This window comes from Winogradskyella luteola, assembly GCF_019203985.1.
Taxonomy (GTDB): domain Bacteria; phylum Bacteroidota; class Bacteroidia; order Flavobacteriales; family Flavobacteriaceae; genus Winogradskyella; species Winogradskyella luteola.
Genome location: NZ_JAGSPD010000002.1, coordinates 213,398 through 234,932 on the forward strand (window position 1 = coordinate 213,398; position 21,535 = coordinate 234,932).

The window sequence follows — 21,535 nt, forward strand, 5'->3', positions numbered from 1 at the left end:
AGTTTTTTATTAAAACAAAGTCACCTGACCTGTATCATCAATATCTAAATTCTCATCATCATCTTTATTTGATGACGGACTCTCTTTTGGTTTCTCGTTTTGCCCTAAATCTTTAGAGACTTCTAAATCTACCGAAACTGTTTGCTCATCAACTACTTCCAACTCGTCTGCATGCACTTCTTCTGGAGCTTTGTAAGGCAATGGAGCTAACAAACTCACTTGGTTGATTTTATCTTTGGTCAATTGGTTACCTAATGCGTTAATTCCTTTTATTGCTATGAACTCTTCTAGGTTCACTTCCATATTTGGCTTTCTATCCTTACCGCGTTCTTTGGTAAACTCCACTTCTGCCATTGGTCTCCAATGCGTGGCAACAATTTCTAATTGCGAATCGGGATGATCAGAAATAAAGGATTCTTCTTTACCTTCTTGCTCAATTAAAAAACGTTTAACGTAGTAACGCTCCTTTTCTCCATCGTAATAAATAGCCGAAATAGGCTTTTTAGGTATCCACTTTTCTAGCACAATCATATCGCTATCGAAATGCGTCGTCAATTCTGGTATAATGGTTTTTGCAATTCCAGATTGTGTAATAACCAAAAGTCGATCTTCTCCCCTAAACTCACCAATTAGCTCTCCACGCTCATCAACGTTAAGTCGCTGAACCGCATCATCAAACCAGATTTTACGAGGTTTTAAAGTAGACACGCCTTTTTCTTTGAGCTCTATGCGCTTAACGGAATATTTTGTAACCAAATTCCCTTTTGAAGTTCTGCCTTTTATAAGAATATCAGCAAAATCGAGATCCCATTTTAATTTTTTTATGCTTCCGACCTGGCGTAACAATACCGTAACAACTTCAGCTTCACCATTTGGATTGGCTGAGAAATACCAAACTACCGAACCTTTATCTCCATTGGTTAAATCGTACTCCCTGTCTCTCGTAATACTCGTCACGGCAAAACGCTTTACGTAGGATGGCCCTTTTTTACCATCGCGATAAATCATATTATAAATGGTACGCTTATCCTTTTTCTTAAATACAGCCACATGGATAATATTCTTACCGATAAAGGTTTTAGAATCTACTTTAGTTACCATCATTTTACCTTCTTTGGTAAAGACGATAATATCATCTATATCACTACAATCGCAAACATATTCATCTCTTCGTAAAGAAGTTCCAATAAAGCCTTCTTCCCTATTAACATAAAGTTTTGTATTACGAATAACAACTTTGGTAGCATCTACGTCTTCAAAAACACGAAGCTCTGTTTTGCGTTCTTTACCTTCTCCGTAATCTTTTTTAAGTCTTTCAAAATATGCAATGGCATATTCAATAAGATTGGCAAGGTGATGCTTAACCTCAGCAATTTGATCTTCTAAAGCATCAATCTTTTGCTGAGCCTTATCTATATCGAATTTTGAAATACGCTTAATCCTTATCTCCGTCAACCTAACAATATCATCCTCAGTAACCTTACGCTTCAAGTGCTTAACATGGGGTTGAAGTCCTTTGTCAATAGCTTTGATTACACCTTCCCAAGTTTCTTCCTCTTCAATATCGCGGTAAATCCTATTTTCTATAAAAATACGCTCTAGTGAAGCAAAATGCCATTGTTCTTCAAACTCACCTAATTTTATTTCTAACTCTTGCTTTAAAAGTTGAACCGTGTTATCTGTAGAACGGCGCAACATTTCAGAAACACCTACAAAAAATGGCTTGTTATCCTCAATGACACACCCTAGAGGTGAAATTGACGTTTCGCAATTTGTAAATGCATAAAGCGCATCAATAGTTTTGTCTGGTGATAATCCCGAAGGTAAGTGAATTAATATCTCTACTTCTGCAGCTGTGTTATCTTCTATTTTTTTAACCTTGATTTTACCTTTATCATTAGCCTTTAAAATAGAATCGATTAATGACGATGTTGTAGTGCCAAAAGGAATTTCGGTAATGGCAAGTGTATTTTTATCATGTTGGGCAATTTTGGCTCTTACCCTTACTTTTCCGCCACGTAAACCATCATTATAATTGGTAATGTCAGCTATACCAGCTGTTGGAAAATCAGGAAATATAGTATATCGTTTCCCTTTTAAGTGTTTTACAGAAGCATCGATAAGTTCAATGAAATTATGCGGTAAAATCTTAGTCGACAGACCTACAGCAATACCTTCTCCTCCTTGTGCCAAAAGTAACGGAAACATTACTGGCAAATTGATTGGTTCTTTTCGTCTGCCATCGTATGAGGCTTGCCATTCTGTTATTTTTGGATTGTAAACGACATCTAAAGCAAACTTAGACAAGCGTGCTTCAATATAACGAGATGCTGCCGCTCGATCACCCGTTAATATATTTCCCCAGTTTCCCTGAGTATCAATCAATAAATCTTTTTGACCAATCTGTACCATGGCATCGGCGATACTGGCATCTCCATGAGGATGGTATTGCATGGTGTGCCCAACAATATTTGCTACCTTATTGTAACGGCCATCGTCTAAATCTTTCATAGAATGCATAATACGGCGCTGCACTGGCTTAAAGCCATCTTCTATGGCTGGCACAGCACGTTCTAAGATTACATAAGAAGCGTAATCTAAAAACCAATCTTTATACATTCCTGTAACCTTGGTAATGGTTTCCTGGTTACTGTTGTCTTCATTTAAAATTTCGTCATGTTCTTCTGCCATCTATCCTTGTTTAAGCTTTCTGTTTGCTTTTACTGTTTTACTAAGTGATTGCTTTACGTACTTTAACTTCTTTGGTTTTAGAAGCGTAACATTAAAGCGTTCTTTTATTTTTTTTCCATCATAAGTCTTAACCAAAACCACCAAAGACTTATAAAAAATGTAATTTCTTATCTTAAATCCAACCAATTGCTGTCTAGTAAATTCGATCTTGTTTTCCCTGTAATTGACATATTCTGTTAGGATTAGCCCTTTGTTGAGTATAATGATTTTGGCACCATCACTATCATATTCGAAATAACCAGCAATGGAATGAAATATAACCAATAACACAAAGAATCCCAGAAACACAAAGAACGTACTATCTGAAAAAAACTCTAATGATTTAAATACAGTCGCCAATAATATGGCAAAGACTATCAATAGAAAATAGATAGAAACAACTGTGTTTTTTACTTTTCTGTTGTCGGTTCTCATACTGCGTCTTCTATGACATCTAGTTCAACCTTAAGATTTTCAATAATGAATTCTTGTCTGGTCGGTGTGTTTTTACCCATATAGAAAGACAGCAACTCTTCAATAGACATATCTTTATCTAACATCACAGGATCTAAACGTATATCTTCACCAATAAAATGCTTAAACTCATCTGGCGAGATTTCACCCAAACCTTTAAATCTCGTAATCTCTGGCTTTGGCTTTAGTTTTTCTATAGCTTTAACACGTTCCTCGTCAGAATAACAGTAAATTGTTTCTTTCTTATTACGCACTCTAAACAATGGCGTTTGAAGTATATACAAGTGGCCTTCTTTTATAACTTCAGGGAAGAATTGCAAGAAAAACGTAATCAGCAATAATCGAATATGCATGCCATCTACATCGGCATCTGTAGCAATAACCACATTATTATATCTTAAATCTTCGAGAGATTCTTCAATATTTAAAGCAGCTTGCAATAGGTTGAATTCCTCATTTTCATAAACAATCTTTTTGCTTAACCCATAACTGTTCAATGGTTTTCCTTTTAGGCTAAAAACCGCTTGTGTATTAACATCACGAGATTTTGTTATACTACCAGAAGCCGAATCACCCTCGGTAATAAACAAAGTGGTTTCAAGATTTCTTTCGTTCTTGGTATCGCCAAAATGCACTCTACAATCACGTAATTTTTTATTGTGAAGACTTGCCTTTTTTGCTCTATCCTTAGCTAACTTTCTTATTCCTGATAGTTCCTTACGCTCACGTTCAGCCTGAAGAATTTTACGCTGAATCTTTTCTGCCGTATCCGGATTTTTATGTAGATAGTTGTCTAAATACGTTTTTACAAAATCATTGATATAAGTCCTTACGGTGGGCAAATCGCCTCCCATGTCCGTAGAACCTAATTTGGTTTTTGTCTGACTTTCAAAAACGGGTTCCATTACTTTTATGGCAATTGCAGAAACAATAGACTTTCTAATATCTGACGCATCGTAATTTTTACCGTAGAATTCTCTGATGGTTTTTACAATACCTTCTCTAAATGCTGCAAGATGTGTTCCGCCTTGCGTTGTATTTTGTCCGTTTACAAACGAATGATACTCTTCGCTATATTGTGTTTTACTGTGCGTCAATGCTACTTCTATATCATCTCCTCTAAGATGAATTATAGGATACAGTAAATCGGTTTCGCTAATATTTTCGGATAAAAGATCTTTTAATCCATTTTCACTAAAGTACTTTTCTCCATTGAAAACTATGGTCAATCCAGGATTGAGATATACATAGTTTTTCAGCATTTTTATAACATACTCGTTACGATACTTGTAATTTTTAAAGATAGTATCATCTGGAATAAAAGTGACCTTTGTTCCTTTTCGTCGGCTGGTTTCATCTAATAGTTCCTCGTTGGTGAGATTTCCTTGTTCAAACTCAGCTGAGGCAGATTTACCGTCCCTGGTCGATTCTACTCTAAAATAATTTGATAAGGCATTTACCGCTTTGGTACCAACACCATTAAGACCAACGGACTTTTTAAAGGCTTTCGAATCATACTTTCCACCGGTATTCATCTTAGATACTACATCCACAACTTTACCAAGGGGAATACCACGACCATAATCGCGCACAATAACACGTTCTCCCTGTATAGAAATTTCAATGATTTTACCAGCACCCATAACAAACTCATCGATAGAGTTATCGAGCACTTCTTTTAAGAGAATGTAAATACCATCATCTGGAGACGAGCCATCACCCAATTTTCCGATGTACATACCAGGTCGCATTCTGATATGTTCTTTCCAATCGAGTGAGCGAATATTAGCTTCAGTATAGTTAGTCTGTTCTGCCATAGAAATTAGGACGAAAATTTTGATAGAATGCTAATATAATACTATACCTTAAAAAATGAAATATGGTTATGGTAAAGTAATTAACAAGTTATGAAGCAAAATACATACGTACTTACAACTGTAATTCCTAATACCGTTAACTAAAAGCTTTTAAGCGTAAAACCAAACGTTAAAAACTGATCTTCCTCTTTTTGATCTTGAATCACAATACTCTCGTACATCTGAAGATAATTAATCTTAAAACTCAGAAACTTCCACAAGGGAAATTCTGCGCTCAAGTCTGCTCGCCAACGGTAATTATCACTTTGAGATAAGGAAGGCTGAAAGTAGCTTTCGTGTTTCAGCACCACCTTTTTCTTAAACAATTCGTACTTACCACTGACCCAAAGCGTACCTCTAAATGTATTTATGGTTTTGCTACCATTGAAATCCGCATTGTTAAACACACTGCTTTTAAAATCGGTTTCCTCATATTCAAAAGTCAACGATGCTTTAAGCCAATGCTTTTTCTGTTTAATAATTTGATATGTAGCACCAGCACCAAACAGATATCGAAATTCTATTTCCCTACGGAAATTGGTACTTACAAAGCCCAATACCTGCGGGTAAAGTCTCTGCTCAGGGTTGAAATACAAAAAGTTAAGGCTTAAAAAATCTGAATCCGCTTTTTCTTTTCCGAATTCTTGATAGACATAAGAATTTGTGTTTTTATACACCCATTTTTTCCAAGGCTTAACACTAAAATCCGTTCGGCCTCTAAAAATTAAGGTTTCGACATTGCCATCTTGCCATAAGCCTGTTAAAGATAAGTTGGCCTTGATGTTTAATGAATCACTCTCATTGATTTGACCCGAAATTAAACTAGGGAAAACTAAAAAAAAGAGAAGGTACTTTTTCATCTCAACTTATTTAAATTGAAACTAAGCTACATATTTTAAAAGTATTTACACGTTGAACAAGAAATGCATTACATCACCATCCTTTACTATATAGTTCTTTCCTTCAACACGCATTTTACCAGCTTCTTTAACTTTGCTTTCGCTGCCGTATTGCACATAGTCGTCGTAACCTATCACTTCTGCTCTAATGAAGCCTTTTTCAAAATCAGTATGAATCACTCCTGCCGCTTGTGGAGCCGTTGCTCCAATAGTAACGGTCCAAGCCCTTACTTCTTTTACGCCAGCTGTAAAATAGGTTTGTTGATTTAAAAGCTTGTAAGCCGAACGAATAAGCTTTGCGGAACCTGGTTCTTCTAAACCTATATCTTGAAGAAACATTTGGCGTTCTTCATAATCATCCAATTCATTAATATCTGCTTCTGTTCCTACGGCTAAAACCAATACTTCTGCGTTTTCGTCCTTAACGGAATCTTTTACTTTTTCTACATAAGCATTACCCGTTGTAGCTGCACTTTCATCAACATTGCACACATACATTACAGGCTTATCGGTAATAAATTGTGATGGTTTTACATATTCTGCATAATCTTCATCCGAAAATTCTAAAGCCCTAACAGAAACCCCAGATTCTAAACCTTCTTTAATCTTAAGTAAAACAGACGCTTCCTTCTGCGCTTCCTTATTACCTGTTTTTGCAGCACGCTTCACTTTGTCTAATTTCTTCTCTGCCGTTTCCAAGTCTTTTAACTGCAATTCCATATCGATGGTTTCCTTGTCCCTAATCGGATCTATAGAACCATCTACATGGACAATGTTGTCATTGTCAAAACAACGCAAGACATGCAGAATTGCATCGGTTTCCCTTATATTGGCCAAGAACTGATTCCCTAAACCTTCACCCTTACTCGCACCTTTTACCAAACCAGCAATATCAACAATCTCTACCGTTGCAGGAATCACTTTCTCTGGATTGACCAATTCTTCTAGCTTAGCCAATCTTGGATCTGGTACATTTACCACACCAATATTAGGTTCTATGGTACAAAACGGAAAGTTGGCACTTTGCGCTTTGGCATTAGATAAACAGTTAAATAAGGTTGATTTTCCTACGTTTGGTAATCCTACAATTCCAGCTTTCATATTTATTTCCTGCGAAAGCAGGAATCTCATTTTAATTAGACTTTTTTGCGAGTGCAAATGTAGTTAATTTGCTGAATAATTTAAGCTAAAAGGTTTTTGAAAAAATTGAATGTGATTTGTTATTTTACTTAATGGCTTATTATAATATCTAGTCAATATTATATTTACAAAAAACCCAAAGCTAATAACCTTGGGTTTATCTAAATAAGAGTATGTTTAGCGAAGTTCTTCACAATAAAATCCATGCATACCTAATAATCCCAAAACAGATTCTGGCTGTAGATGGTTTGTTTCTATTCTAAGGATATTATCACAGTCTTCTAGATCAAAATTCCAAAAATCATTTTTGGTCATTACTGTATTTAAAATTGGTTGTAACCTACTAATATCCTTATTATTTTCAACTGAAGTCTTAAAGACTAATACCGTATTGTTTAATTGTGATCTCATCTGTAATTTATTAATCGCGTACATAAAACAATGGTGGCTCTATACCCAAAGATCGCAAATACACATAAGCTTGAGCCCTATGATGAATCTCATTATCAATAAAGTATAAAATCTGTGAATAAACAGTTCCTTCATACTGTCCAAACAAAGTCACTGTTTCCTGAAATTGCTCTAGCTTAATTTGTGTCCAATAAGTGTTTATAGCTTCTGTAGAATCGTCCCATAGTTTTAGAAATGTAGCTTTAGTATTATCATGCTTAAATTCTTCATCAAAAACTTCGGGTTTGCCATTTACAATTTCTTTAAGTCCTGGTTCTGCAATAGCTAAAAGCTCCATAACCATTTTAGAAAAAGCACGCATACCTCCAATGGTATGATTAAAAAAAGCATCTTCAGGAAAGGCTTCTATAACACGTCGGGTTACACGTCTATGACCTTGCCAATGCTCTAGAAGTGATGACGGGCTAATGATTTGTGGGTAAGTTCGGTTTGTTGTAGTTTCCATATTCATTAATTTTAAAATTAGTATTACTGCAAATGTATTTACTGGTTGTGACAGCCTTATGTCAGTAGTGATTATGAATAATCAAATAAATTTTAAATTACTTCATATCAATATGTTACGTAATAATTAAGTGAAGCTTGTTAACTACTGACAATAGGTTGTCATCATTATGGTCTTTCTTTATGAAATAATTGAGAGCATCACTTAAAGACCAAGGTTCTTCTAATGGATGAGTCATTATGATTAAATTAAAAACCTATTTCAAATCACACTTTTATTTGAAGTCCTATCTTTGGGAGATATGCTATGCCATTATGAGTACAGACACTATTAAACGATTCGACCGTATTGTTTCCATACTAATACAATTACAATCTAAACGCATTATCAAGGCTCAAGAATTAGCCGATAGATTTAATGTGAGTTTACGAACCATTTACAGAGATGTAAGAACATTAGAAGCATCTGGAGTGCCTATTATCAGTGAAACTGGTGTTGGCTATTCTATAATGGAAGGTTATCGTTTACCACCTGTTATGTTTACGCGAGAAGAAGCCAGTAGTTTTGTTGCTGCCGAAAAACTGATGCAAAAGTACGTAGATAAATCACTTGGAAATTATCACGAATCTGCAATGCTAAAGATAAAATCAGTTTTAAGAGGTCGTGAAAAAGATTGGATTTCTGCTTTAGATTCTCAAATTACAGTGAATTCTACTCAGAAACTGTTTAACCAGAACCTACCTAATGCTTTAGAAATTCTTTTTGAAAGTATTGCTGAAAGTAAGCAGTTCTTTTTAAAATATCATTCCATGCAAAGTGAATATCCATCGGAACGTTTTGTTGAACCCGTTGGACTGTATCACGAAAAAAATAATTGGTATTTATATGGTTATTGTCATTACAGAGAAGACTATCGTCAATTTAGAACCGATAGAATGCTTGATATCAAAAGAACATATATCCCATTTACCAAAACTCATGGAAGTATAGAAAATTATTTAAATAAGACCAATACTATAGAGAAGACTAAAGTTGTTATTCGTGTTGATAAATCTGTAGTTAGATATATAAACAACTCAAAAGAAGCACATGGATTTGTTTCTAAAAAAACGCTAGATAAGCAAGTAGAAATGACATTTATGACTACCAATGTCAAGGATTGGTTTTCGAGATGGTATATTACTTTTGCAGATTATGCTGAGGTTATTGAGCCAGAAAGCTTAAAACTGTACATCAAAAACATTTTAAAGAAAGCGATTGAAAGACTTTAATTTATTTAGCTTAGTTGTTAAAAAAAATCCCAAGCAAAAGCTTAGGGTTTATATGTCTAAATGATGTTTAGTGTCTAATCCTCAGGATGCATAAAGCGTTGTTTACCCAATAACTCTTCTTCGGTTTCTACAACATCTTCGTCTGGGACACAACAATCTACAGGGCAGACTGCTGCGCACTGTGGCTCTTCATGAAAGCCCATACATTCGGTACATTTGTCTGGTGCGATATAATAAACTTCATCGCTTATAGGTTTTTGTGTTTCGTCTGCGTCAACTTCTTTACCATTAGGCAAAACTACTTTTCCTTTTAAACTGGTACCATCGGCATAACGCCAATCGTCAGCACCTTCGTAAATGGCAGTATTTGGGCATTCTGGCTCACAAGCTCCACAATTAATACATTCGTCTGTGATTATAATTGCCATAGTAATTCTTCTTTTTATTGCTTAATTTTGCACCTGCCTATTGGCAGATAGGATTACAAAAATAGAGCCAAATTGGCGTTTTACCAAATAGGGAATGGATTTACAACAAAGAATTAACGCTTTTATAAAATTAGGCACTTTTTTAGGTCAGTTTACTACAGATGGTATTACTAAAAAAAATGACATAGAGGCCAATGATTTGTTTTTTGATGGATTTAAGCATCAAATTAAATTGGCAAAAGCACATAATGGCTGGTTTACAGAAAACAATATACTTTTTAGTTTAGAGTCTTGGCATAAAGCACTGGCAGATAGAACTATTAACAAGTGGGTTAAAAAGTATAACTTCAATAGTTTAAATCCTCAGAAAATAGCCATAATCATGGCTGGTAATATTCCTCTGGTTGGTTTTCATGATTTTCTATCTGTGCTCATTTCGGGTCATAAGGTTTTAGTAAAACAATCCTCAAACGATAAGCACCTTCTCCCCTTTTTAGCAAAGTATTTAGAAGTTGTTGAGCCAGGGTTTAAAGGAAAGATTACATTCACTGAAGAAAAGCTCGAAGGTTTTGATGCCGTGATAGCCACTGGCAGCGATAATACAGCACGCTATTTTGAATATTATTTTAAAGACAAACCATCTATAATAAGAAAGAACCGAAATTCGGTGGCTGTACTAACTGGTGATGAAACTCCTGAACAACTCGAAGCTTTATCCGAAGATATTTTTAGATATTATGGCCTGGGCTGTAGAAATGTATCAAAACTATTTGTACCAGAAAGCTATAATTTTGATGCTTTTTTTAGTGCTGTCTACAAATGGCATCCTATTATACATCAAGCCAAATATGCCAACAATTACGACTATAACAAAGCTGTTTATTTAATGAGCGAGTTTGAAATGCTTGAAAATGGTTTTTTAATGGTAAAAGAAGATCAAAGCTATGCCTCGCCTATTGCCACGATATTTTATGAAACCTATAATTCAATAGAAGCTTTAGAGCAGAAACTAAAAGCAGATGATGATAAAATACAATGTGTAGTGGCTCATAATCTTTCAGAAAATGAAATTGCCTTTGGCGAAACCCAAAAGCCACAACTTTGGGATTATGCAGATAATGTAGATACTGTTGATTTCTTGTTAAAAATTTGACCTAAAAATTATCAATTTATTAATGTTTAATCACCAATTAATTAGCACCTTTGTAGCTGTTTAAAAAATGACTGTTCAGGGTTTTTTATGAGATCCTGAAATAAATTCAGGATAAAATGAAAAAACATAATTTTAGCGCAGGGCCTTGTGTACTACCAAAATCAGTAATGCAAAAAGCCTCTGAAGCCCTTTTGGATTTTGACCAAGGCTTATCACTTATAGAGATTTCGCATCGTAGCAAACCATTTGTTGATGTGATGGAAAATGCCAGAGCATTAGCTTTAGAGCTGCTAGGCTTAGAAGGTAAAGGTTATAAAGCCTTATTTCTACAAGGAGGAGCAAGCACACAGTTTTTAATGGTGGCTTTAAACCTTTTGGAAAAAAGAGCGGGTTATTTAAATACAGGAACCTGGAGTGATAAAGCCATTAAAGAAGCTAAAATTTATGATGATATTTACGAAGTAGCATCTTCAAAAAGTGCCAACTTCAACTATATCCCTAAGGGATACGATATTTCTGAGGATTACGATTATTTTCACTGTACATCTAACAATACCATTTTCGGAACACAAATGAAGCGTTTTCCAGAATCGCCAATTCCGATGGTATGTGATATGAGCAGTGATATTTTTTCGCGTCAGTTAGATTTTACACAATTTGATCTTATTTATGCTGGAGCTCAAAAAAATATGGGGCCAGCTGGTACTACTCTAGTTATCGTTAAGGAAGATATATTGGGAAAAGTATCTCGTAAAATTCCATCAATGATGGACTATAAAGTACACATCGGTAAAGGCAGTATGTTTAACACACCACCAGTATTTGCAGTATATGTATCGATGCTAACCATGCAATGGCTAAAAGACTTAGGTGGTATTAAAGCTATTGAAGAGGAAAATGAAAAGAAAGCACGATTAATTTATTCTGAAATAGATTTAAACCCATTATTTAAAGGTTATTCCGTAAAAGAAGATCGTTCTAACATGAATGCCACTTTCACCTTAGAAAACGAAAATCTTAAGGAAACTTTTGATGCCATGTGGAAGGAAGCTGGTATCAATGGCTTAAACGGTCATAGAAGTGTTGGTGGTTACAGAGCATCTATGTACAATGCCTTGTCTTTAGATAGTGTAAAGGTGTTGGTTGAAGTGATGAGCGATTTAGAGAGTAAAGCATAAAAAATAAGTTTGTAGTAATCAATTGCAATTTGCAGTGTTTACTCAAGCTAAAAAATCATAAACAAAAGATTTCCGTTTCAACGGAAATGAAAATTAAAATTTTCAATGAAAGTATTAGCAAACGACGGAGTTTCACAAAGTGGAATTAAAGCATTAGAAGCTGCTGGATATGAAGTTATCACAACAACAGTTGCACAAGAGCAATTAGAAAACTATATCAATGACAATGAGATTTCTGTTCTATTGGTAAGAAGCGCAACAAAAGTTAGAAAGAACATCATTGACAATTGCCCTAGCCTTAAAGTTATTGGTCGTGGTGGTGTTGGGATGGATAATATCGATGTAGAATATGCACGCAGCAAAGGTTTACATGTTATCAACACACCGGCAGCATCGTCACATTCGGTTGCAGAATTGGTGTTTGGTCATTTCTATGGCTTGGCACGTTTTTTACACAATTCTAACCGCGATATGCCCTTAGAAGGAGATGCTAACTTTAAAGGTTTAAAGAAAGCCTATGCTAAAGGTACAGAGTTAAAAGGCAAAACACTTGGTGTCCTTGGATTTGGACGTATCGGTCAAGCTACAGCTAAGGTTGCTATTGGAGCTGGAATGAAAGTTTTAGCCTACGATCCATTTATGGAAAAGGCAAATCTTGAATTAGAGTTTTTTGATGGACAAAAAGTAAATTTTGAAATTGAAACCATCTCAAAAGAAGACGTTTTAAAACAAGCTGATTTTTTAACACTACATGTACCGGCCCAAAAGGATTATGTAATTGATGAAAAAGAGTTTGGCCAAATGAAAGATGGAGTCATCATAGCTAATGCAGCTCGAGGTGGCGTGGTTAATGAAGTAGCACTTGTAAAAGCTATCGAAAGCGGTAAGGTTGCAAGAGCTGCATTAGATGTTTTTGAAAAAGAACCGAAGCCTGAAGTGCAATTATTAATGAATCCTGCATTGTCCTTAACACCTCATACAGGCGCTGCGACCAATGAAGCACAAGATAGAATTGGCACGGAACTGGCACAGCAGATTATTAAAATCCTTGGTTAATTAATAAATGTGACCTAAATAAACAAAATGAGTCCTATTAACTATAAGGACTTTTTTTGTATCTTATAGGAAGAAATTATTAATCCCTAATTATTATATAACGAAATGGAAGGAATTTTAGACTTATTAAACAGCGACTTAGGAAAGACCATAGTAAATGGTGTTTCAGGTTCTACAGGAACAGACCAAAGCAAAACAAGCAGTGTGCTAACAATGGCTCTGCCAGTACTAATGAAAGCTATGGAACGTAATGCTTCTACTCCTGAAGGTGCGCAAGGACTTATGGGAGCTCTAAGCAACAAACATGACGGAAGTATTTTAGACAATCTAGGTGGTTTATTTGGCGGAGGAGTTGATGAAGAAGTAAAAACTGATGGAGATAAGATTCTTGGCCATGTGTTAGGTCAAAGACGTCAAGGTGTCGAAAAAGTTATAGGTGAAAAATCGGGCTTGGATATGGGTTCCGTTGCTAACATCTTAAAGGTAGCCGCACCAATACTAATGGGTGTTTTAGGAAAACAAGCTCGTGAAAAAAACGTATCTTCTCAAAGTGACTTGGGAGGATTACTTGGTGGATTACTAGGTGGAAACGACACAAAACAAGAACAAAGTTTCTTAGAAAAAATATTGGATGCTGATGGTGACGGAAGCGTTGTTGATGATGTTGCTGGCATGATATTAGGCGGATCAAATAAAAAAGGCGGACTTGGTGGGCTTCTAGGAGGCTTATTCGGAAAATAAAGTTTACCCTATTACGTATAAAAAGCAGTTATTTTTAAAACTGCTTTTTTTGTTTCAAACTTGCCGAAAGCACCCATTTACTAACCCTATAATTATGATTACTAATTTATGGTTTAAAATGGGCTAGATATTACTGATGTTTGTAATGTTAAATTCAAATTGAATAAAAACAATACTCACAAATTTTTAATATCTTTAAAATTATGAAAAAGGTTATACCCATTCTTATTCTTATCGCCTTAATTGCAAGTTGCAAATCTTACAACAGTAATCAGACCATAAATAATGGAAACGACAGTAATCTAGTTGATAATGATACCGTTTCAATTAGTAGTGACGAAACAGATTACGAAATTATTATTATTGAACCTGGCTTTAATGCTTGGCTAGTTGGTACTGCTAGACCCAGGGGACATTACTCTCAACAATGGCTAGAAGCTAGAAATGTACTTTTAGTACAATCATGGAATCAAAGAAATATGCAACCTAGCGTTTACGATCCAAATCTTTATGAACTACGTATAGACTATGATACACGTACTGATTATGGGTACGATGTAAACTATAAACTATATAATTACTTTGTGTATTTTCAACTAAAATACAACCAGCGATTAACATCATTTGTTCCAAGAATTTAATGTAAATTTGCAGCACTTTAAAAAGTGCTATGGAGAAATTTAAAACACATTGGGAAATACAACACAATTGGCAGTTGTTATTTCCCTTTTTAGGTTTGCTTATTTTAGGATATTCTGCATATAAAATTGCGAGTGCCTTTTTTAAAAACTATGCAATAGTGTTTGTGATTTTTGCTTCAATCGTAGTGTTTTTTTTACTGCTTAAACTCACACTTTTTGTTTTCAAAAAACTAGAAAACAAATGGATTCTAGACTACAGATGGGAAATGATCCGTGTGTTTATGGTATTTGCTGTAACAGGGTCTTCTTCGCTTTATGTCGGAAGGCCAATTATGAAACTTATCGGAATAACTAAAGAAAACTTAAATCCTACTCTATATTGGATATTATTTATTATCATTGGACTAATTTTCTATCAAATTCTATTGGTAACATTTGGGTGGCTTTTTGGTCAGTTTAGATTTTTCTGGGAATTTGAAAAGAAAATGCTAAGACGATTTGGTCTAAAGCGATTTGTAGATTGAAAACAAAAACAATCATAACGTCATTTTTAAGGGTTATGGCCATAGTGTTAACGCTAGTGGTCTTAATGCCTTCTGCTGTAAAATTGCTACATGCGCTTAATCATCACAAGCATGAGGTTTGTAAGAATGACAATAATGGATACACCCATTTCCACGAGACCGATTTAGATTGCGATTTCTATAAATTTAAGCTTACAAAAAATCAATACTTTTTAGTTTATGATTACGACGAAAGTTTTTCATTTTTATGTGCGTCACAATCATTATCATATTATATTTCTTTAAATAATCATCAGCATTTAACTAGGCACCTTAGAGGGCCACCATCGTTAGTATAGTCTCATATGCACTATTTTTATTAACGAAATGATTTAAATGACACGATTAATTATTGGTCTAATTATGGCATATTCTTGCTATGGTTACAGCCAAGATTGCAGCTATACTTTTTTAGGAGAATTAAATGATTTTCATGATGGATCACCAATTGAATCCGCTACAATATTCATCAAAGAACTTGATAAGTATTTAATTTCGGATTTTGATGGTAAATTCAAAATTGAAAGTCTATGTTCTGGTACCCTAACGTTAACCATATCTCATGTGGGTTGCGAAACCAAAACTGTAAGTTATGATGTTGATGGAGATACTTTTAAAAAAATCTTGATTGAACATCATGTAGAGGAACTCGATGAGGTTTCTGTTTCTACTAATGCATCTAGAAAGGAAACAAAAACTGCTCAAGAAACAGTTATAAAATCAAATACCTTACGAAGGTATTCATCATTAAGCCTTGGTGATGCCTTAAAAGAAGTATCTGGTGTATCATCAATCAATACAGGAAATACCATTGTAAAACCAATGATTAACGGTTTGCACAGTAGTAGATTATTAATTCTAAATAATAACGTACGCCTTCAAGATCAGGAATGGGGAATAGAACATGCGCCTAATATAGATATCAATAGTGCTAGTCAAATTTCTGTTATTAAAGGCTCTGGTGCATTAGCGTATGGTGGAGATGCTATTGGCGGAGTTATTGTAATTAAACCTAATAGAATTATTCGCAGAGATACACTTTATGGTCGTACTATCATTGGCGGACAAACCAATGGACGTGGATACAATTTAACATCGTCATTATATAAAAACTATAAGTCTGGTTGGTTTGCAAGTATTCAAGGAACCTTAAAACAAAATGGTGATTTTGAAACACCCGACTATAATCTCAACAATACCGGTGTTAAATCCCATAGTTTTTCAGTTAGAGCTGGAAAAAGACAATTTGAATCTGGATTTGAAGTATATTATAGTTTTATCGATAATGAAATTGGTATTTTAAGTGCTTCACATATTGGTAATGTTAACGATCTAATTACGGCTATAAACTCACCTAGACCATCAATTATAAGGAACTTTGATTATGATATTACTAACCCGAGGCAAAAAGTTAAACATCATCTATTAAAAACAAATTATTATAAGCGTTTTAAAAATTTTGGTAAAGTAAGCCTACAATACGACTATCAAAATAACAACCGTTTAGAGTTTGATATTAGACGTGGTGAACTTAATGAAAGGGCTGCTTTGGATTTAACTCTGCAAACGCACACATTGCTAGCTGATGTAAATTTAGATTCTAACTTGGATAGAAAGATAAACTTCGGGATTTTAACACGCTATCAAGAGAACGATGCGCCAAACACGGGGGTTAGGCGATTAATTCCTAACTATCAAAAATACGATTTTGGTACTTATGTAACTTCAGAATGGCAATTGAGTGATAATGTATTACTAGATGCTGGTATTCGTTATGACTTCAACAGAGTTGATGCTAAAAAGTATTATAGAAGAACACGCTGGGAAGAACGTGGTTATGATGTAGATTTTGCGGATTTTGTTATTCCTGGAGATTTTGGTTCCGATGTATTTACAAACCCTGTTTTTAATTATCATAATATATCCGCAGCTACTGGCATACGTTATAATATAAATGAAACCAGCTATTTATTGGCTAACTATAACCTTGCAAGTAGACCGCCTAACCCTGCTGAATTATTTAGTGACGGTCTGCATCATTCTGCAGCAAGAATAGAATTGGGGGATTTAAGATTTAATCCAGAAATAGCCAACAGGCTTTCGGTAACCTATAGTTATCAAAATTCAAAATTTCATGGGGTTTTCGAAACATTTTACAATGTTGTAAATGATTATATGTATTTAAGACCCTCCGGTGTTCAGCAAAGCAATAGAGGTGCGTTTCCTGTATGGCAGTACGAACAGACCAATGCCACGCTATTTGGATTAGACGTCTCATCTCAATATAATATTACCCAGAATTTTAGCTGGCTTAACAAGACATCATTTATAAAAGGTTACGATACTACTGAGGACTCACCATTAATAGACATACCTGCATTTAGCACTTTAAACGGTATAACATATACAAACAATGATTGGTATAATTTTTCAGTGAGTTTAAAATCGGAATGGGTTTTCGAACAGAACGAATTTCCGGATTTTGATTTTGAAACTGTAAACCCAACTACCGGAGAAACTGTTCTTTTAGACGTAAGCACTCCTCCACCTGCATACAATCTATTTCATTTTTACAGTGAGGCTACTTTTAGTTTTAACGAAACTACCGATTTAAATGTTGCGCTTGGGGTAAACAACATACTCAACACATCATACAGAAATTATCTCAACCGCTTACGGTTTTTTGCAGATGATTTAGGAAGAAATATAACAATACAATTACAACTTAATTTTTAAACTATAATAAACATGAATATTAATAACTCAAATTTTAAAACAATGAAAATCAATTATTTAAATTTTAATTTTATGAAAACCACTCGATTATTTGCAAGTGCATTTTTAGGTTTAGCACTTTTAGCATCGTGCTCTGACGACGACGATGGCGGACAACCTAATGAAGAAGAAGTAATCACTAATGTTACGTTAGAATTTGTTAACATTAATGACGCTAACGACACGGTTACCATAGAAAGTATTGACCCTGATGGTGATGACGGACCTACTGTGCCCACACAAAACGTTAGTGGCCCTTTTACTGCTGGTGCTACTTACACGGCAACCGTAGACTTATTTAACTCTATTGAAAATGAGGATATCACTGAAGAAGTTACAGTAGACGAGCCAGATGAGCACTTCTTTATATATGCTATTAATGGGTTGGATATGACGTTCTCAAGATCTGCTAATGACGTCGTTAGACCTGATGGCAACAACCTTGGATTTAGAACCACATGGGTAGCCAATACAGCTAGTACAGGTAGTATTACTTTACAATTGTTCCATGAGTCAGAATCTGTTGATGACACTAACGAGTTTGGGACACAAACTGGTGGTTCTACAGATGTTAACATCATATTTACAGGAGTAAGTATTCAATAAAATAACAACCAAGTGTTTTATAAAAGGCTGCTTTTATCAAGTAGCCTTTTTTTGTATTGTATTTTTAGTAAAAACATAAGTATACAACCACATTATTGTAAATGTTGGTATAACATCCGCTACAGGTAAAATTTCTTCAACAAAAGTAACCACACCGGCAATTTTACCCATTTTTCCTTTGTACAGCTTTGTCATTAACCAAGCCGATACTGGTGCCCATACAATATCCGAAAACTCGCCTATTCCCGGTATAATAAAAGACACATAACCAATAGCGTCAAACAAAAGACTTAATATAAGTTTTTGGTATTTTTTCATTTAATCCTCAATTTATTTCAGAATCTCCTTGATGCATCCTGAAATTTCAATTTATGTATAATGAGTTAAGCAATAAGCATTCCAAACCACTATTGCTGACAGTTCGTCTACTATCCACCTATATACCTGAAATCTTTTTAACTTTTAATTAAGAGCAATGCTCAACGCGAGAATGTAGATTTGTACTTTATAAGTACATCAACTATTCAATAATCCTTCTTTATTGCAAGAACTTAAGTAATCATCAATCATTTCTTATGAACATCCGTTCTATAATTATACTACTTGTTCTTTGTTTACACAATTTTACTCTAGCACAGGAAAATACTGTACATACCGCTGATAAAAAAATACTAAATATAAAGCGTACCGATAAAAAGCCAAAAATCGATGGCATTCTTGATGAACAAGTATGGCAAAATGCAGATATAGCAACAGACTTTATCTCGTTTAGGCCTATAATTGGTAAAACTCTCCCAAAAAACAAGCGCACCGAAGTAAAAATCACTTATGACGACAAAGCAATATATGTGGCAGCGTATCTTTATGACGATCCAAATCTTATAATGAAACAATTGGTAAATCGTGATAATTTTGGTCAGACCGACTTTTTCTCCGTGATTATTAATCCCAACAATGATTCGCAAAATGATACAAATTTTTTCGTATTTAGTTCTGGGCAACAAGCAGATGCCATAGCAAATCCAAGTATAGGTGAAGATTTTAGCTGGAATGCCGTTTGGCAAAGTGCTGTAAAGCTACAAGATGATGGTTGGACGGTAGAGATTGAAATACCCTATAGAACCCTACGCTTCGCTGAGGAGGAAAACCCAATTTGGGGCTTACAGTTTAGCAGGCAATTTAGACGTAACCGAGAACAATACACATGGAGTCCAGTAGACCCAACAAAAGGTAATTTTGGTTTATACCATGGAGAACTTCATGGACTTAGTGGTCTAAAGCCACCAACACGCTTAATTTTTTATCCCTTCACCACTGCAATACTCGATAATTTTGATGGGGACACGGAAACATCATTGACTTTGGGAATGGATGTAAAGTATGGTATCACTGATAATTTCACTTTAGACGCAACACTCATACCAGACTTCAGCCAAGCTGGTTTTGATAATCTTGTTCTCAATCTTGGTCCTTTTGAACAGACTTTTGCTGAACAACGCCAGTTTTTCACGGAGGGAGTTGATCTATTTTCAAAAGGAGGGCTATTCTTTTCGAGGCGTGTTGGAGGCGCACCTGCCAGAGAACTGGAATTGGCAGAAAATGAGGAGGCAGATGTACCAAATGAAGTAAAAGTTTTAAACGCCGTAAAAGTTTCAGGAAGAACCAAAAATGGTTGGGGACTTGGCATATTTAACGCTATCACTGAAAAAACATTTGCAACCATTAGAAACACAGATACTGGTGAGTCTCGCCAAGAAATCGTAGAACCTTTTGCCAATTACAATATTTTGGTCGTTGACAAGCAATTTGGTGGAAATTCTGCTATTAGCCTTATCAATACCAATGTAATACGTGAAGGTGAATTTAGGGATGGTAATGCCACCGCACTTGTTGCCAACCTTGTTAACAAAAAGAACACCTTTAGATTTGATACTGAATTGCGGATGAGCAATGTCAATTATCAAAACGAACCTAGTGAGACAGGCTTTAGTAGTTTTATGTTTGTTGGGAAAGTGGCAGGCAATTTTCGCTATAGTTTCGATCATAGATTTGCAGATACTAAATATGAAATTAATGATCTTGGTCTAAACTTCAGAAATAATAGAAACGATTTTGGGGCTGATTTATCTTATGAAACCTTTGAACCTTCAGGAAAATTAAACAGTTATCGCTTCAACTTTTTTACAAATTACAGGAGATTGGTAAATCCAGATACTTTTTCGCGTTTTAACTTTGGAGGTGGTTACCGTGCTTTTACCAAAAAACTAGATGCCTATGGGTTTCGTTTAAATATTGAACCTGGTAAACAATATGATTTTTTTGAATCCAGAGATGGACGTCCTTTTATTTTTGAAAATTTCGTAAGCACTGGTGGTTGGGTATCCTCTAACTACAATCGTGTTTTTGCAATAGACGGAAACGCCAACATTTCAACGCTTTTTGAAGATGGTCGAGACTTATTCCGTTATGATTTTGAAATCGAACCTCGTGTCAGGGTTTCTGATAAGTTATTATTAATTTACGGTTTTAGTTTCGACTTTAGAAATGGTGACCGTGGTTATGCTACCGAAATTGATGACGAACCTATTCTTGGCGAGCGTAACAGACAAATCATTACTAATAGTCTTTCGGGTAACTATACATTTAATCCGTTTCATACTTTGGGGTTAACGTTTAGACACTATTGGGACACAGTAAATTATGATTATGAATTGTTTACTTTATTGGACAACGGACGTTTAACCAAAGAATCAGGGTTTAATTTAGATAATCTTGAAGAAGATCCGAATATTAACTTTAGCACATGGAACGTGGATTTGAGTTATTCATGGCAATTTGCACCGGGAAGCTTTTTAACAGCACTTTACAGAAATCAGATTTTTAATTTTGATGAAAATGCTGATGATGGTTTTTCTGAAAGTTTAGATTTATTATTTCGAGAGCCCATGCAAAATATTTTTTCTCTGCGCATACAATATTTCATTGATTTTAATAACGTGAAGTCTCTATTTAAAAAAAAGAACAAGACCAAAGGCAGACAGGTTAATACGTTAAATAATGTGAGGCCATTTTATACGGTTCCTTAAATTATGATGTAATAATCGTATT

Annotated in this window: 21 protein-coding genes; 11 read left to right on the forward strand and 10 right to left on the reverse strand. The window is 34.9% G+C overall.

The features are described from left to right. Positions 1–9: 9 nt before the first annotated feature. The 8 genes from KCG49_RS03055 to KCG49_RS16400 all read right to left on the reverse strand — a co-directional run bounded on the left by KCG49_RS03055 (position 10) and on the right by KCG49_RS16400 (position 8,253). Positions 10–2,691, reverse strand: coding sequence for a DNA gyrase/topoisomerase IV subunit A (locus KCG49_RS03055; RefSeq protein WP_218544714.1), 2,682 nt, complete (start codon positions 2,689–2,691; stop codon positions 10–12). After that, positions 2,692–3,165, reverse strand: coding sequence for a hypothetical protein (locus KCG49_RS03060; RefSeq protein ID WP_218544715.1), 474 nt, complete (start codon positions 3,163–3,165; stop codon positions 2,692–2,694). It abuts the gene before it with no gap. Beyond that, on the reverse strand, positions 3,162–5,021 hold the full coding sequence (locus tag KCG49_RS03065; RefSeq protein ID WP_218544716.1) for a DNA topoisomerase IV subunit B: 1,860 nt from the start codon (positions 5,019–5,021) through the stop codon (positions 3,162–3,164). Before KCG49_RS03065 ends, KCG49_RS03060 begins: the two co-directional genes overlap by 4 nt. A 140-nt stretch (positions 5,022–5,161) precedes the next feature. Beyond that, on the reverse strand, positions 5,162–5,920 hold the full coding sequence (locus tag KCG49_RS03070; RefSeq protein WP_218544717.1) for a DUF481 domain-containing protein: 759 nt from the start codon (positions 5,918–5,920) through the stop codon (positions 5,162–5,164). A gap of 45 nt (positions 5,921–5,965) precedes the next feature. Further along, complete coding sequence (gene ychF / locus KCG49_RS03075) at positions 5,966–7,060, reverse strand: redox-regulated ATPase YchF (RefSeq protein ID WP_218544890.1); 1,095 nt, start codon at positions 7,058–7,060, stop codon at positions 5,966–5,968. Positions 7,061–7,276: 216 nt separating this feature from the next. Continuing rightward, positions 7,277–7,510: a hypothetical protein gene (locus KCG49_RS03080; protein ID WP_218544718.1), complete on the reverse strand. Its 234-nt coding sequence runs from the start codon at positions 7,508–7,510 to the stop codon at positions 7,277–7,279. A gap of 10 nt (positions 7,511–7,520) precedes the next feature. Further along, a complete protein-coding gene (locus KCG49_RS03085; protein WP_218544719.1) occupies positions 7,521–8,015 on the reverse strand; it encodes a DinB family protein in 495 nt (164 codons plus the stop codon). A gap of 115 nt (positions 8,016–8,130) precedes the next feature. Continuing rightward, complete coding sequence (locus KCG49_RS16400; protein ID WP_256259840.1) at positions 8,131–8,253, reverse strand: hypothetical protein; 123 nt, start codon at positions 8,251–8,253, stop codon at positions 8,131–8,133. Positions 8,254–8,329: 76 nt separating this feature from the next. Between KCG49_RS16400 and KCG49_RS03090 the strand changes: the two genes are divergently transcribed. Continuing rightward, the gene (locus KCG49_RS03090; RefSeq protein ID WP_218544891.1) at positions 8,330–9,286 is read left to right on the forward strand and encodes a helix-turn-helix transcriptional regulator; all 957 of its coding nucleotides are present in this window, start codon (positions 8,330–8,332) and stop codon (positions 9,284–9,286) included. Positions 9,287–9,360: 74 nt separating this feature from the next. Here the strand turns inward: KCG49_RS03090 and KCG49_RS03095 are convergent, their stop codons facing one another. Next, positions 9,361–9,714, reverse strand: coding sequence for a 4Fe-4S dicluster domain-containing protein (locus tag KCG49_RS03095; RefSeq protein WP_218544720.1), 354 nt, complete (start codon positions 9,712–9,714; stop codon positions 9,361–9,363). 94 nt (positions 9,715–9,808) lie between these two features. On the opposite strand from KCG49_RS03095, the gene KCG49_RS03100 reads away from it, so the two are divergent. The 9 genes from KCG49_RS03100 (at position 9,809) to KCG49_RS03140 (ending at position 18,427) form a co-directional block, all read left to right on the forward strand. Continuing rightward, the gene (locus KCG49_RS03100) at positions 9,809–10,867 is read left to right on the forward strand and encodes an acyl-CoA reductase (protein WP_218544721.1); all 1,059 of its coding nucleotides are present in this window, start codon (positions 9,809–9,811) and stop codon (positions 10,865–10,867) included. A 116-nt stretch (positions 10,868–10,983) separates the two neighbouring features. Further along, positions 10,984–12,045: a 3-phosphoserine/phosphohydroxythreonine transaminase gene (gene serC / locus KCG49_RS03105; protein ID WP_218544722.1), complete on the forward strand. Its 1,062-nt coding sequence runs from the start codon at positions 10,984–10,986 to the stop codon at positions 12,043–12,045. Between the two features lie 105 nt (positions 12,046–12,150). Next, entirely contained in the window at positions 12,151–13,101 is a 951-nt protein-coding gene (locus KCG49_RS03110) for a D-2-hydroxyacid dehydrogenase (protein ID WP_218544723.1), read from the forward strand. A gap of 105 nt (positions 13,102–13,206) precedes the next feature. Next, on the forward strand, positions 13,207–13,842 hold the full coding sequence (locus KCG49_RS03115; protein ID WP_218544724.1) for a DUF937 domain-containing protein: 636 nt from the start codon (positions 13,207–13,209) through the stop codon (positions 13,840–13,842). 203 nt (positions 13,843–14,045) lie between these two features. Further along, positions 14,046–14,483, forward strand: coding sequence for a DUF6146 family protein (locus KCG49_RS03120; protein WP_218544725.1), 438 nt, complete (start codon positions 14,046–14,048; stop codon positions 14,481–14,483). 29 nt (positions 14,484–14,512) lie between these two features. Continuing rightward, a complete protein-coding gene (locus KCG49_RS03125) occupies positions 14,513–15,007 on the forward strand; it encodes a DUF6787 family protein (RefSeq protein WP_218544726.1) in 495 nt (164 codons plus the stop codon). Continuing rightward, positions 15,004–15,345: a hypothetical protein gene (locus tag KCG49_RS03130; protein ID WP_218544727.1), complete on the forward strand. Its 342-nt coding sequence runs from the start codon at positions 15,004–15,006 to the stop codon at positions 15,343–15,345. The genes KCG49_RS03125 and KCG49_RS03130 overlap by 4 nt, the downstream gene beginning before the upstream one ends. 37 nt (positions 15,346–15,382) lie before the next feature. Next, positions 15,383–17,782 (forward strand): TonB-dependent receptor, encoded by a 2,400-nt coding sequence (locus KCG49_RS03135; protein ID WP_218544728.1) that lies wholly within the window; start codon positions 15,383–15,385, stop codon positions 17,780–17,782. A 72-nt stretch (positions 17,783–17,854) separates the two neighbouring features. After that, positions 17,855–18,427: a type 1 periplasmic binding fold superfamily protein gene (locus tag KCG49_RS03140; protein WP_218544729.1), complete on the forward strand. Its 573-nt coding sequence runs from the start codon at positions 17,855–17,857 to the stop codon at positions 18,425–18,427. Between the two features lie 36 nt (positions 18,428–18,463). Here KCG49_RS03140 and KCG49_RS03145 read toward each other — a convergent pair whose 3' ends face one another. Continuing rightward, positions 18,464–18,745: a hypothetical protein gene (locus tag KCG49_RS03145; RefSeq protein ID WP_218544730.1), complete on the reverse strand. Its 282-nt coding sequence runs from the start codon at positions 18,743–18,745 to the stop codon at positions 18,464–18,466. Positions 18,746–19,002: 257 nt separating this feature from the next. Here KCG49_RS03145 and KCG49_RS03150 point away from each other — a divergent pair, with 257 nt between their 5' ends. Then, a complete protein-coding gene (locus KCG49_RS03150; RefSeq protein ID WP_218544731.1) occupies positions 19,003–21,513 on the forward strand; it encodes a DUF5916 domain-containing protein in 2,511 nt (836 codons plus the stop codon). Positions 21,514–21,535: the final 22 nt, after the last annotated feature.